Source organism: Kineococcus aurantiacus, assembly GCF_013409345.1.
Lineage (GTDB): Bacteria > Actinomycetota > Actinomycetes > Actinomycetales > Kineococcaceae > Kineococcus > Kineococcus aurantiacus.
Window position 1 is genome coordinate 3015854 of sequence record NZ_JACCBB010000001.1, and the last position, 12203, is coordinate 3028056.

Genomic DNA, 12203 nt, shown 5'->3' on the forward strand with positions numbered 1-12203 from the left:
ATGGTGCAGAGTGGTGACGGCCCGCGCACCCGGAACCTGGGAGGCACCGCCGTGGACCCCGTGCAGGCGTTGCGGCGCACCGCTTTCCTGCTCGAACGCGCACAGGCCGACGGTTTCCGCGCCACGGCGTTCCGGCGGGCCGCCGCCGTCCTGTCGGCCCTGGGCGCCGACGAGCTCGACGCGCGGCTGGCGGCCGGGACGCTCACCGGTCTGCAGGGCGTCGGGAAGTCCTCCGCCGAGATCGCCACCCAGGCCGCGGCCGGCCGCACCCCCGACCGGCTCGCCGCGCTGGAGGCCGCCGCCGGGCCGCTCGCGCAGGGCGGGGAGGAGCTGCGCGCGGCCCTGCGCGGGGACCTGCACGCCCACACCGACGCCAGCGACGGCGGCAGCCCGCTGGCCGAGATGGCGTCCACGGCCGCCGAGCTCGGGCACGAGTACCTCGCCGTCACCGACCACTCCGAGGGGCTGAAGGTCGCCCACGGCCTGGACCGGGCCCGCCGGGAGCAGCAGCTGGAGCAGATCGCCGCCCTCGACGGCCCGCTGCGGCCCTTCCGGCTGCTGTCCGGCATCGAGGTCGACATCGGCCCCGACGGCGCCCTGGACTGCCCGCCGGACCTGCTCGCGCGCCTCGACGTCGTCGTGGCCTCCGTGCACTCCCAGCTGCGGATGCCCCCCGAGGCGATGACGGCCCGGATGCTCGCCGCGATCGGGTCCGGGCAGGCGGATGTCCTGGGCCACTGCACGGGCCGGATGGTCCGCGGCGGCCACGGGCGGGTGGGGGAGGGCGGCCGGCCGCCGAGCCGCTTCGACGCCGCCGCCGTCTTCGCGGCCTGCGTCGAGCACGACGTCGCGGTCGAGGTCAACGCCCGCCCCGAACGGCTCGACCCGCCCCGGGCGCTGCTGCGCCAGGCCGTCGAGGCGGGCTGCCTGTTCGCGCTGTCCACCGACGCGCACGCCCCCGGCCAGCTGGACTGGCAGGCCTACGGCTGCGCGCGCGCCGCCGAGTGCGGGGTGCCCGCCGACCGGGTCGTCACGACGTGGCCGGCCGAGCGGCTGCTGGAGTGGACGGGTCGCCGGCGGGCCGTCCGCCGGTGACCCGCAGGAACTCCAGCTTCTCCGCGTCGGGCGAGCCGGCCGCGGCGCTGTAGAGGACCAGCCGGACGTCGCTGCCGGGGGCGGTCAGGACGTCGCAGTCGCACGTCACGTCGCCCACGACGGGGTGCTCGATCGTCTTGCGCGCCGAGACGTGCCGGCCCACGGTGCCCTCGCGGCACAGCCGCCGGAACTCCGGGCTCGTGCGGCCGACCTCCTCGATCAGCGCGGTCAGGCCCGCGTCCCGCGGGTACCGCGCCAGGGCCTCGCGCAGGTCCGAGACGAGCGCGGCCGGCATCCCCGCGTCGGCGTGCCGCACCGGCCAGCTCGACAGCCCCGCGTGCCCGCGGCCGAAGACCGCCCGCACCAGGTTGCGCTGCTCGACGGGCAGGCCCGCGGGGTCGCCGATGAGCGCCGCCCACGACGGCGTCCACGTCAGCAGCGTCCAGTCGGCGGCGAACACCCCCACCGGAAGGTCCACGAGCCGGGCCAGCATGCGCTGCACCCCCGCCGGCACCAGGTGGGACACGACGCCGTCGGCCGGCGGCAGCAGACCGGCCAGCCGGTAGGCGTGGTCCCGCTCGGGCGGGCTCAGCTGCAGCGCCCGCGCCAGCGTCGCGACGACCTGCGCCGACGGGGTCGTCGCGCGGCCCTGCTCCAGCCGCACCACGTAGTCCACGGACAACCCGGCCAGGTCGGCCAGCTCCTCCCGGCGCAGCCCCGCGGTGCGGCGCCGGGCCCGCACCGGCAGACCCACGTCGAGCGGCGACAGCCGGTCGCGCCAGCGCCGCAGGGCCGAGCCGAGGTTCTCGCCGTCCACCACGGGCCCATCCTGGCCCCGGCCGGCGCGCGCAGCCTGGTACTGGCCGTCCCCCCGTCGCGCGGGGCACTGGCCCAGGCCCGGCACCGCGCCGAGGGTGGGGCCATGACCACGACCTTCATCACCGGGGCCAACAAGTCCCTCGGGTACGAGACCGCCCGCCGCCTCCTCGAGGCCGGGCACACCGTCGTCGTCGGCGCGCGCGACCCGCAGCGCGGCCGGGCCGCGGCCGAGGCCCTCGGGGCCCGGTTCGTCCAGATCGACGTCACCGACGACGCCTCCGTCGAGGCCGCCGCGGCCGACGTCGCCGCGCACGAGGGGGTGGTCGACGTCCTGGTGAACAACGCGGGCGTCGGCGGCCCGCAGGCCCCCGCCGAGGAGCTCACGGCGGCCGACGCCCTGGCCGTCTACGACGTCAACGTGTTCGGGGCCTTGCGGGTCACCCGCGCGTTCCTGCCGCTGCTCCGCAAGGCCGCCGACCCGCTCGTCGTCAACGTCACCAGCGGGCTGGGGTCGTTCGCGGCCGTCCACGACCCCGACCGGATCGAGTCGAAGGTCGTCGCCCCGCTCTACACGTCCTCGAAGTCGGCGCTGACGATGCTGACCGTGCAGTACGCCCGGGCGCTGCCGGACGTGCGGTTCAACGCCGTCGACCCCGGGTACACCGCGACCGACCTCAACGGCCACAGCGGCCCGCAGACCGTCACCGAGGGGACCGACGCCGTCGTCGCGCTGGCCACGGGCGGCCCTGGTGGGCCGACGGGTCAGCTGCGCGACCGCTCCGGCGTGCTGGCCTGGTGACGGGCCGCCGACCGCAGCACCAGCTCTTGGGCCGGTGAACCGGCCGCAACCGGCGGCGTCCAGCCGGCGCGCAGCGCGGCCGCGGTCACGGTGTCCAGGTCGGGGGCCAGGAGCACCCCGCCGGTCGGGCGGGTGACGGTGAAACCCGACGCGCCCCACGGCCGCACCCGCCAGCGCAGGCCGGCCAGCAGCGCCTCCAGCGCCCGGGCGCGGGCCGCGAGCTCGCGCGGTCCGCGCCCGGCGACGGCGTCCTCCCAGGGCCCGCGGGCCCGGCCGGTGCCGCACGCCCCGCACATCAGGGCATCACGTCCCCGGAGTTCGGGCCCAGCGTCTGCCCGACGTAGAGGTTCCCGCCGGGGTCGCTGGCCAGCAGCACGGCCGTCGGGGCGATCTCCTCGGGGTCCCCGAAACGTCCCAGCGGCAGTTCGGCCTGCTTGGCCCGCTTCCACTCCGGGCTGAGCCCGTCGACGAGCGGGGTGTTCACCGGGCCCGGCGCGATGGCGTTGACGAGCACCCCGTGGGGGGCCAGTTCGCGCGCGGCGGCCTTGGTGAACCCGATCACCCCGGCCTTGGCGGCGCTGTAGTGGGTGAGCGACTCCCCGCCCTTCAGCCCCAGCTGGGAGGCGACGTTGACGATGCGTCCCCAGTTCCGGGCCACCATGTGCGGGGCGGCCCAGCGGCTCATGAGGAACACGCTGCGCAGGTCGACGTCGATCATCCGGTCCCACGTGTCGACGTCCATCTCCACGAGCGGGACCTCGGTGAGGATGCCGGCGCAGTTCACCAGGACGTCCAGCCGCCCGTGCTCGGCGGCGACCCCGTCGACGACCCGCCGGGTGGCCTCGGCGTCGGTGACGTCGAGCGCGTGCGCGGTGGCCGACGGCAGTTCCCGCGCCAGCGCCTGCACCCGGTCGCCGTCGCGGTCGACGACGACGAGGTCGGCCCCCTCCGCGGCGTAGGCGCGGGCGATGGCCGCGCCGATCCCGCTGGCCGCGCCGGTGACCAGCGCGACCCTCCCCTGCAACTGCACGCGTTCCTCCTCAGCTCGGCCAGCGGACCGTGAGCCCGCCGTCCACGACCAGGCTCTGGCCGGTGACGTACGCGGAGTCGTCGCCGGTCAGGAACCGGATGACCCGGGCCGCCTCGTCGACGGTCCCGACCCGGCCCCTGGGGATCGAGGCCCCGGCGGCCGCCAGGCCCTCGGGCCCCAGGGAGTTCACCGGGTCCAGCGACTGCGGGCTCTCGATGAGGCCCGGGACCACGGAGTTCACCCGGATCCCGCGCGGGGCCAGCTCCACCGCGAGGGACCGGCACAACCCCAGGACCCCGGACTTCGCGGCGGCGTAGTGGGCGTGGTCGTCCCAGCCGTAGACGCCGCCGGCGATCGAGGAGACCGCGACCAGCGCCCCGGGCCCGCCCATGCGCCCGGCGCAGGAGCGGAACGTGCGCAGGACGCCGGTGAGGTCCACGTTCAGCATCGCGTCCCAGGCGGCGTCGTCGAGCTCGGCCAGCGGCGCGCGCCGCAGGACGCCCGCGGCGGCGACGCCGATGTCGAGGCGGCCGAACTCCCCGACCGCCGCGTCGGCCAGGGCGTCGACGGAGGCGGCGTCGGCCACGTCGACCGCCACCGGCAGGCAGCGCCCGCCGGCGGCCGCCACGGCGGCCACCGTCTCGCCGACGTCGTGCGGGTCGCCGGGGAAGAACCCCACGACGCTCGCCGCGCCGGCGCGGGCGTAGGCCACGGCCAGGGCCCGGCCGATGCCGCTGGCGCCGCCGGTGATGACGGCGACCTTGCCCTCCAGGCCGTCGTCGCGGGCGCTCACGCCGCCGCCTCCTGCTCGACCTCGACGGTGCGGTTGCCGGTGTCGCGGGCGCCGAGCATGACGATGCCGGACAGCAGCATGAACACCGAGCCGGTGACGAGGGCGGCCGTGCGCATCCCGGTGCCGGCCGAGAGCAGGACGGTCAGCAGCGCCGAACCGGCGATGCCGCCGACCGGGCCCATGACGTGCGCGACGTTGGTGCCCATGCCGCGCACCTGGGCCGGGAACGACTCGCCCATGTAGAACAGCAGCGCCGCGTACGGGCCGGTGAGGAAGAACAGCGACAACGAGTAGGTGACCATGACCCAGGCGCTGGAGTCGGGGCCCAGCAACATGGCCGCGGTGACGACGGCGCCGACGCTCCAGCCCGCGATGATCGTGGTCCGGCGGCCGATGCGGTCGCCGACCCAGCCGTGGAAGATGTAGCCGCAGAACCCGACGGCGTTGGCCAGCACCAGCACGATGAGGGAGTTGTCGAAGCTGAAGCCCTTCGCCTCGGTGAGGACGCTGGTCCCCAGCACCGAGAACACCTGGATGGCCATCCAGTTGAACAGCCACGCCAGGGCCAGGCAGATCGTGTGCCGGCGCAGCTCGGGGGTGAACACGTCCCGCACGCGGGAGGCGTGGTGGTCGGTGTCGGACAGCCCGTGCGCCCGGGCGATCCGCGACGCCGCGTCGTCCTCGCCGGCGGCCCGCAACCGGCGGACCTCCTTGAGCGCGGCGTAGGCCGGGCTCTCGGGCAGCCGGGTCGCGGCGATCGCCACGAGGACGGCGGGGACCATGGCGACGACGAACGTCCAGCGCCACCCCAGGTGCGGCAGGATCACCGCGGTCAGCCCGGCGGCGACGAGGGCGCCCACGGGCCAGCCGGACTGCACGAAGCTGTACATGAAGCCGCGGCGCTTGGCCTTGGCGTACACCTCGTTGAGGTAGACGGCGTTGACGACCTCCTCGGAGGCGCCGAAGCCGGAGAACGCGCGGATGACGACGAGGGAGACGGCGCCGGCGGCCAGGCCGGTGAGCCCGGAGGAGATCGCCGCGCCGATGACGGTGATGATGAGGGCGCGCTTGCGGCCGAACCGGTCCAGCAGGGTGCCCACGACCAGGGAGACGAGGAACACCCCGACCGTCACCCAGGTGTTGACCCCGGCGGCGAAGGCCGAGGACCAGCCGAAGTCGTCGGCGATGACGGGCAGCAGCGTGCCGAAGAGGGTGTAGTCGTAGACGGAGAACACCCAGGCCAGGAAGCAGACGAGGGAGACCGCGAGCAGCGTCCGCGGCGTGATCGTCCGGTTCCAGGGTTCGACCTTCGCGGTGGTCGGTGTGCTCACGCGGTCACGTCCGTCCGGGGGAAGCGGGAGGTGAAGTCGGTGGCGATGGCGTCGAACGTCGTCCAGGTGACGCCGGAGTGGCCGCTGATGTGCTCGATGAGCCGTTCGAGGGCCATGAGGACCTGCGGCCGGCCGGAGACGTCGGGGTGGATCGTCATGGTGAACACGGCGTAGTCGTTCTCCCGGTACACCCAGTCGAACTGGTCGCGCCACATCTGCTCGATGTCGCGGGGGTTGACGAACCCGTGGCTGTTCGGGCTGGACTTGATGAACATCATCGGCGGCAGGTCGTCGAGGTACCAGTTCGCGGGAATCTCGACGAGGTCGGTCTCGCGGCCGCGGACGAGGGGTTTCATCCACTCCGTCGCGGGCTTGTCGTAGTCGATGGGCGTCCAGCTGTCGCCGACCCGCACGTAGTACGGCGTGAAGTCGCGGTGCATGAGCGAGTGGTCGTACCGGATGCCGCGGTCGAGCAGGATCTCGTTGGTGACGGTGCTGAACTCCCACCAGGGGGCGACGTACCCGGTGGGGCGCCTGCCGGTGCGGGACTGGACGAGGTCGATGCAGTGGTCGAGGACGGTCTCCTCCTGCTCGCGCGACATGGCGATCGGGTTCTCGTGGCTGTACCCGTGGACGCCGATCTCGTGCCCGGCGGCGACGCAGGCCTCGAACTGCTCGGGGAAGGTCTCGATGGAGTGACCGGGCCAGAACCACGTCTGGGTCAGGTCGTAGCGGCGGAACAGCTCGACGAGCCGGGGCACGCCGACCTCGCCCGCGAACACGCCGCGGGAGATGTCGTCGGGGGAGTCGGCCCCGCCGTAGGAGCCGAGCCAGCCGCCGACGGCGTCGACGTCGGTACCGAAGGCGACGAAGATCTCCTTGGCCATGGGTGGTCCTCTCAGGGGTTCGGGGGGTCTGTCGGGTCGGTGGGGCGGGGGGCCCGGCGGGTCAGGGCCGGGCGAACGCGCGGGCGCAGGCCCGGGCGGGGTCGGAGGGGTCGGCGGCCAGGGCCACCGCGAGGACGGTCCGGGCCTGCCAGGGGGACAGGTCGCCGGCCAGGACGGCGCCGCCGCGCAGCAGCGCGCTGCCCGTGCCGTAGACGGCGGCGACCGGGCCTTCCGGCACCCGGGACGTGATGACCACGGGAACCCCTGCGGCGCAGGAGGCCTCGACGGCCTCGATGACGCCCCGGGGTGCGTTGCCGGCGCCCATGGCCTGCACGACCAGGCCGCGGGCGCCGGCGGCCCGGGCGGCGTCCAGGAGCGTCCCGTCGGCGCCGAGGTGGGTGCTGACGACGTCCACGCGGGGCAGGTCGCCGGTGCCGGCGGGCAGCACCCACGGCCGGGTGCGCACGGGCCGGCGCAGCAGCTCGACCCGGCCGGCGGCGACGCGGTGGGTGGGCCCGTACCCCGGGGCGGCGAAGGCGCCGGCCCGCAGGGTGTGGACCTTGCGGACCCCGCGGGCGGCGTAGGCCTCGCCGTCGAAGGCGACGAGCACCCCGCAGCCGCGGGCGTCGGGGTGGGCGGCCAGCTGCAGGGCGGCGGCCAGGTTCGCCGGGCCGTCGGGCGCCAGGGCGTCGGCCGCCCGCTGCGCGCCGGTCAGCACGACCGGGCGGTCGTCGTCGTGCAGCAGGTCGAGCAGGAGGGCGGTCTCCTCCATGGCGTCGGTGCCGTGCGTGACGACGACGCCGTCGGCGCCGTCGTCGAGCGCGGTCCGCACGGCCCGGTGCAGCTGCAGCAGGTCGGCGCCCGTCAGGGCGGAACTGACGACGGTGGTGAGGTCCAGCGGGCGGACGTCCGGCTCGGCGCCGGCCGGGGTGCCCTCCAGGGTGGACAGCAGGTCCCGCGCGCCCAGGCGCGCCTCGAGGGACCCGAGAACGCCTGTGCTGGAGATGGTTCCGCCGGTGGCGATGAGCTGCAGGGGCACGACCCGACCTTTCGGGTTCAGGACGTCGATGTCCGTCGAAATCGATTGCGGCAACCGTACGCAATCGATTTCGAGCCCACAAGGCCCGCAACGTGGAATTAACACGAGGCCGGTGGCGGGCCCGGCGGCGGCGATCGGGTAGACAGGGAGGGTGAACACCAGCCGCCGCCCGGCCACGCTCGCGGACGTGGCCACCGCCGCCGGTGTCCACCCCTCGACCGCGTCGCGGGCCCTGGGCGCCGGGACCGGCATCTCCCCCCGCACCGTCGAGCGCGTCCGCGCGGTGGCCGGGGACCTCGGCTACCGGCCCGACCCGGCCGCCTCCTCGCTGCGGACCCGGCGCAGCGGCCTCATCGGGGTGCTCGTGCCGCGCCTGACCGACATCGTCCTGGCCACGATCTACGAGGGGCTGGACGCGGCGGCCGCCGAGGCCGGGTACCAGACCTTCGTCGCCAACACCTCCGACGACCCCGAGGTCCGCCGTCGCCGGCTGCGGGCGCTGCTGGACCGGCGGGTCGACGGGCTGGTGCTGGGCGACGCCCGCCTCGACGACGACCTGCTGCCGGAGATCGCGGCCCGGGGACTGCCCTACGTCCTGGTCTCCCGCCGCAGCCGCGGCCACCTGTCCGTCACGACCGACGACCTCGCCGGCGGCCGCCTCGCCGCGCGCCACCTGCTGGAGCTGGGGCACCGCCGCGTCGGGGTCGTCGCCGGTCAGCCGTTCTCCAGCACGGGCGTCGAGCGCACCCAGGGGTTCCGGGAGGAGTTCGCGGCGGCCGGCCACCCGGTCCCCGACGACCTCGTGGTCACCGGCCGCTACGACGTCCCGGGCGGTCACGCGGCGGCGCTGAGGCTCCTGCGGGCCGACCCGCGGCCCACGGCGGTCTTCGCCGTCAACGACTTCAACGCGATCGGGGTGATGGGGGCCCTGCGCGAGAACGGCCTGCGGGTCGGCTCCGACGTCGCCGTCGTCGGGTACAACGACGTCTCGATCGCCGCCGAGCTCCCCGTGCCGCTGACGACCGTCCGCTCACCGATGGTGGAGATGGGGCGGCAGGGGATGGCGCGCCTGCTCGCCCGGGCCGCCGGGACACCGGTGCGCTCGGTCCGGCTGCGGCCCGAACTCGTCGCCCGGGAGTCCTCCGGGGCCGCGCTGGGCTGAACCGGGCCCCGGTGCGGACGACGGTCCGCACCGGGGCGCCGGGGTCAGATCCCGTCGGTGCGCCGGCGCGCGGCGTAGGCGTCGAGCTCGGCCGACGTCGTCGCCGCGTCCCACCCCTCGGCCAGGGCCCGGGTGAGCAGCTCGGTCTGCGACAGCGGCGTCAGACCGCCCACGTTCGGGTCCAGGTCGAGGTTCGTGGGGAACGGGTAGCCCTCGGTCGCGGCCGCCACGGCGTTCGCCAGGAACTCCTCCCCGGCGCCGGAACCCTGGCGCGACAGCAGGGCCGGGTAGACGGCCTTGGCGACCTTGACCCGGTCGACGGTCTCCATGGCCCGGCCGAACGCGGAGGAGACCTGCAGCAGGTTCGCCGAGCGCTGGACGTCGGCGGAGACGTTCGAGCCCGCGCCGTGGAACAGGGCGGGGTTGAAGAACCCGGCGTCGCCCTTGGCCAGGGGGAGCTGGACGTGGTGCTCGGCGAAGTGCTCGCGGAACTCCGGCCGGCGCCAGGCGAGGTACCCCTCCGGGTACTGGTGGGAGTACGGCAGGTACAGCGTCGGGCCGCTCTCGACGGGCATGTCGCTGTGCGCGACCGCCCCCTGCAGGGTCAGCACGGGGGAGAGCAGGTGGACGTGCGCGGGGTAGCGCGCCGCGACGGGGTTGGACAGGAAACCCAGGTGGTAGTCGCGGTGCGGGTCCTGGGCCCGGCCGCCGGGGCGCACGAGGTTCACCTGGGAGGTGACCTGGTAGCCGGGGCCGAGCCACGCCGTGGAGACGAGGGCGAGGACGTCGTTGGCGTAGTAGTCGACGAACGCCTCCGGGTCGCGCACGGCGAGCTTCTCCAGCGCGTTCCAGACGCGGTCGTTGGCACCGGCCTGCGCGAAGTGGTCGCCCTTGGCCGTCCCGTCGGCCTTCTCGTCGGCGATGACCGCGTCGAAGACGGCGCTGACGCGGTCGACGACGTCCAGGTCGGGGAAGGCGCCGCGGAAGACGACGACGCCGGGGCCGTCGGTGAGGGCGCGGACGAGTTCGGCCTCGACGGCCTCGCGGCCGGCCCCGCCGGTGCCGACGACGGTGCGCACGGCGGCCGCGTCGTAGACGAGGACCTCCTGCTGGACCTCGGCGGCGTGCGGGTAGTCGGCCAGGTCCGTCGTGCGGTCGACGAGCTTCGCGAACTCGGTGACGTCGCAGTCGTCCTCGCGGAAGCGCAGGGGGGTCGTGGGTGCGTTCACGGTGTCTCCTCGTCGAGCCGGTCGGGTGGGCGCTCTCCGACGGTAGTGCCGGTGGGCGCCGCGGTGGCATCGTGGATCCATCGGGAACACCTCAGCGAGGAGCCGCCGTGGCCCACCCCTACCGCATCCGGGAGATCGCCCAGCAGGCCGGTCTGAGCACCGCCACCGTCGACCGGGTCCTCCACGGCCGGGCGGGGGTGCGGGCCGGGACGGTCGCGCAGGTGCACCGGGCGATCGCCGACCTGGACCGGCAGGCCTCCCAGGTGCGCCTGGGCGGGGCGACGTTCTTCCTGGACCTGGTCGTCCTGGCCCCGGACCGCTTCAGCCGGGCCGTCCGGGCCGCGCTGGAGGCCGAACTGCCGACGCTGCGCCCGGCGGTCGTGCGGGCCCGGTTCCACTTCCGCCAGGACGGCGGGGCGGCCGACCTCATGGGGGTGCTCGACGGCATCGCCCGCCGCGGGTCCAGCGGGGTGCTGCTCAAGGCCCCCGACGACCCGGCCGTCGTGGCGGCCGTGGCCCGGCTGCAGGCCCGGGGGATCCCCGTGGTCACGTTCGTCACCGACCTCCCCGCGAGCCGGCGCGTCGCCTACGTCGGCATGGACGACCGGGCGGCGGGCGCGACGGCCGCGTACCTGCTGACGGCCCTCGCGCCGGAGTCGGGCGGGGTGCTGGTCTCGTTGAGCCGCAGCACCTTCCGCGGCGAGGGGGACCGGGAGCAGGGGTTCCGGGCCACGCTGCGCGAGCTCGCGCCGCAGGTGCCGGTGCACGTCGCCGAGGGCGGCGACGGGCTGGAACCCCCGACGGGGGCGGCCGTGGCGGCGGTGCTCGCGCGCGCACCGGGGATCGACGCGGTGTACTCCGTCGGCGGGGGCAACCGCGCGGTGCTCGCGGCCTTCGACGCGGCGGGGCGGGCCGTGCGGGGTTTCGTGGCGCACGACCTCGACGCCGACAACGTGGAGCTGCTGAGGTCGCGGCGGCTGACGGCGGTCCTGCACCACGACCTGCGCGCCGACGTCCGGCGGGTGTGCCGGGCCGTCCTGCAGGCGCAGGGGGCGCTGCCGGGGCGGCCGGGGTCGCGGCCCTCGCAGATCCAGGTCATCACCCCGTACAACGAGCCGGCGGCGCTGACCGACGACGCGTGACCCGGCGCGGGACGGGTCGCGTGTCGACGGCGGCACTGTCGATGGTGGAGCTGTCGATGTGCGGATCGGGGAACTCAGCGAACGCAGCGGTGTCAGCGCGGCCTCCATCGAGTACTACGCCCGCGAAGGGCTGCTGCCCCCCGGTGAGCGCACCGGCTGCAACCAGACCGAGTCCGCGCAGGCCCACCTCGAGCGCCTGCGGCTCATCCGCTCCCTCATCGACGTCGGCGGCCTGTCCGTCGCCGCCACCCACGGCTGGCACGTCCACGGCGAGCAGAACCCCGGCGTCCGGATCGTCGCCGCCGTCCTCGACGCCTGGGCCGCGGCCGGGCGCGAGGACCTCGCCGCGGCCCTGCCCGCCTGCGCCCGCGCGGCCGAAGTCGTCGCGCAGGCCGACCTGGACACCGTCGCGGACGCCGTCGACGCCGCCCGCGCCGGCGGCGACCGCGCGGCCGCCGCCCAGACCGTCGTCGTCGGCACCGTCCTCGGCGACCGTCGTGGTGCTCGGGATCGGCGGCGCGGTCGGGCTCGGCGCCCTGGCGGCCGGTGCGCTGCACCGTCCCCGCCCCGCCCCGCCCCTCCCGCCCGCAGTGCTTGATCACCGCAGTGCTTGATCACCGCAGTGCTTGATCACCAGGGGGGAGGAGGGCCGCGCCGAGGGCGGTGAGGAGCTCGACGACCTCGGCCCGGTCGAGCCGGACCGTCGAGACGCACGTCGTGTCCTGCCACGTCGACAGGACCACCCGCCCCGCCTCCGGGTGCGTCGTCACGCGCAGCGCCCGGCCGAGCCGGTCGGCGTCGCGGACGACCCCCGTGCGCACACCCCGGTCGACGGTCCCGTCCATCTCCCGAGTGTGCGCCGGGGCGCCGCCGGTGT

14 protein-coding genes are annotated in these 12203 nt (G+C 75.6%); 5 read left to right on the forward strand and 9 right to left on the reverse strand.

All coding sequences use genetic code 11. From position 1 onward, the window contains the following. Positions 1 to 51: 51 nt before the first annotated feature. A complete protein-coding gene (locus tag BJ968_RS14615) occupies positions 52 to 1095 on the forward strand; it encodes a PHP domain-containing protein (RefSeq protein WP_179753032.1) in 1044 nt (347 codons plus the stop codon). Here BJ968_RS14615 and BJ968_RS14620 read toward each other — a convergent pair. Further along, complete coding sequence (locus tag BJ968_RS14620) at positions 1031 to 1915, reverse strand: helix-turn-helix domain-containing protein (RefSeq protein ID WP_343078042.1); 885 nt, start codon at positions 1913 to 1915, stop codon at positions 1031 to 1033. The genes BJ968_RS14615 and BJ968_RS14620 overlap by 65 nt on opposite strands. A gap of 102 nt (positions 1916 to 2017) precedes the next feature. Between BJ968_RS14620 and BJ968_RS14625 the strand changes: the two genes are divergently transcribed. Continuing rightward, a complete protein-coding gene (locus BJ968_RS14625) occupies positions 2018 to 2713 on the forward strand; it encodes an SDR family NAD(P)-dependent oxidoreductase (protein ID WP_179753034.1) in 696 nt (231 codons plus the stop codon). On the opposite strand, the gene BJ968_RS14630 is transcribed toward BJ968_RS14625, so the two are convergent. The 6 genes from BJ968_RS14630 to BJ968_RS14655 all read right to left on the reverse strand — a co-directional run bounded on the left by BJ968_RS14630 (position 2677) and on the right by BJ968_RS14655 (position 7793). Continuing rightward, entirely contained in the window at positions 2677 to 3009 is a 333-nt protein-coding gene (locus tag BJ968_RS14630) for a hypothetical protein (RefSeq protein ID WP_179753036.1), read from the reverse strand. The two genes, BJ968_RS14625 and BJ968_RS14630, sit on opposite strands and share 37 nt — an antisense overlap. Further along, positions 3009 to 3743, reverse strand: coding sequence for an SDR family oxidoreductase (locus BJ968_RS14635; RefSeq protein WP_179753038.1), 735 nt, complete (start codon positions 3741 to 3743; stop codon positions 3009 to 3011). Before BJ968_RS14635 ends, BJ968_RS14630 begins: the two co-directional genes overlap by 1 nt. 10 nt (positions 3744 to 3753) lie before the next feature. Next, complete coding sequence (locus tag BJ968_RS14640; protein ID WP_179756740.1) at positions 3754 to 4515, reverse strand: SDR family NAD(P)-dependent oxidoreductase; 762 nt, start codon at positions 4513 to 4515, stop codon at positions 3754 to 3756. A gap of 17 nt (positions 4516 to 4532) precedes the next feature. Continuing rightward, positions 4533 to 5867: an MFS transporter gene (locus tag BJ968_RS14645; RefSeq protein WP_179753040.1), complete on the reverse strand. Its 1335-nt coding sequence runs from the start codon at positions 5865 to 5867 to the stop codon at positions 4533 to 4535. Next, entirely contained in the window at positions 5864 to 6754 is an 891-nt protein-coding gene (locus BJ968_RS14650; RefSeq protein WP_179753042.1) for a polysaccharide deacetylase family protein, read from the reverse strand. The genes BJ968_RS14645 and BJ968_RS14650 overlap by 4 nt, the downstream gene beginning before the upstream one ends. 61 nt (positions 6755 to 6815) lie before the next feature. Then, positions 6816 to 7793 carry an asparaginase gene (locus BJ968_RS14655; protein WP_218885068.1) on the reverse strand — a complete coding sequence of 326 codons (978 nt, stop codon included), beginning with the start codon at positions 7791 to 7793 and terminating at the stop codon, positions 6816 to 6818. Positions 7794 to 7944: 151 nt separating this feature from the next. Between BJ968_RS14655 and BJ968_RS14660 the strand changes: the two genes are divergently transcribed. Further along, positions 7945 to 8955 carry a substrate-binding domain-containing protein gene (locus tag BJ968_RS14660; RefSeq protein WP_179753046.1) on the forward strand — a complete coding sequence of 337 codons (1011 nt, stop codon included), beginning with the start codon at positions 7945 to 7947 and terminating at the stop codon, positions 8953 to 8955. 44 nt (positions 8956 to 8999) lie between these two features. Here BJ968_RS14660 and BJ968_RS14665 read toward each other — a convergent pair whose 3' ends face one another. Then, positions 9000 to 10184 (reverse strand): phytanoyl-CoA dioxygenase family protein, encoded by a 1185-nt coding sequence (locus BJ968_RS14665; RefSeq protein WP_343078044.1) that lies wholly within the window; start codon positions 10182 to 10184, stop codon positions 9000 to 9002. 107 nt (positions 10185 to 10291) lie between these two features. On the opposite strand from BJ968_RS14665, the gene BJ968_RS14670 reads away from it, so the two are divergent. After that, positions 10292 to 11326: a substrate-binding domain-containing protein gene (locus tag BJ968_RS14670; protein ID WP_179753050.1), complete on the forward strand. Its 1035-nt coding sequence runs from the start codon at positions 10292 to 10294 to the stop codon at positions 11324 to 11326. A 58-nt stretch (positions 11327 to 11384) separates the two neighbouring features. After that, on the forward strand, positions 11385 to 11924 hold the full coding sequence (locus BJ968_RS23785) for a MerR family transcriptional regulator (protein ID WP_218885069.1): 540 nt from the start codon (positions 11385 to 11387) through the stop codon (positions 11922 to 11924). 16 nt (positions 11925 to 11940) lie between these two features. On the opposite strand, the gene BJ968_RS14680 is transcribed toward BJ968_RS23785, so the two are convergent. After that, complete coding sequence (locus tag BJ968_RS14680; RefSeq protein WP_179753053.1) at positions 11941 to 12171, reverse strand: hypothetical protein; 231 nt, start codon at positions 12169 to 12171, stop codon at positions 11941 to 11943. Positions 12172 to 12203 lie beyond the last annotated feature (32 nt).

Excerpts from the sequence above, each read along its gene's own strand:
- BJ968_RS14625 (WP_179753034.1), top strand. The coding sequence starts at position 2,018 with ATGACCACGACCTTCATCACCGGGGCCAACAAGTCCCTCGGGTACGAG.
- BJ968_RS14680 (WP_179753053.1), bottom strand. The coding sequence starts at position 12,171 with ATGGACGGGACCGTCGACCGGGGTGTGCGCACGGGGGTCGTCCGCGAC.
- BJ968_RS14630 (WP_179753036.1), bottom strand. The coding sequence starts at position 3,009 with ATGTGCGGGGCGTGCGGCACCGGCCGGGCCCGCGGGCCCTGGGAGGAC.
- BJ968_RS14650 (WP_179753042.1), bottom strand. The coding sequence starts at position 6,754 with ATGGCCAAGGAGATCTTCGTCGCCTTCGGTACCGACGTCGACGCCGTC.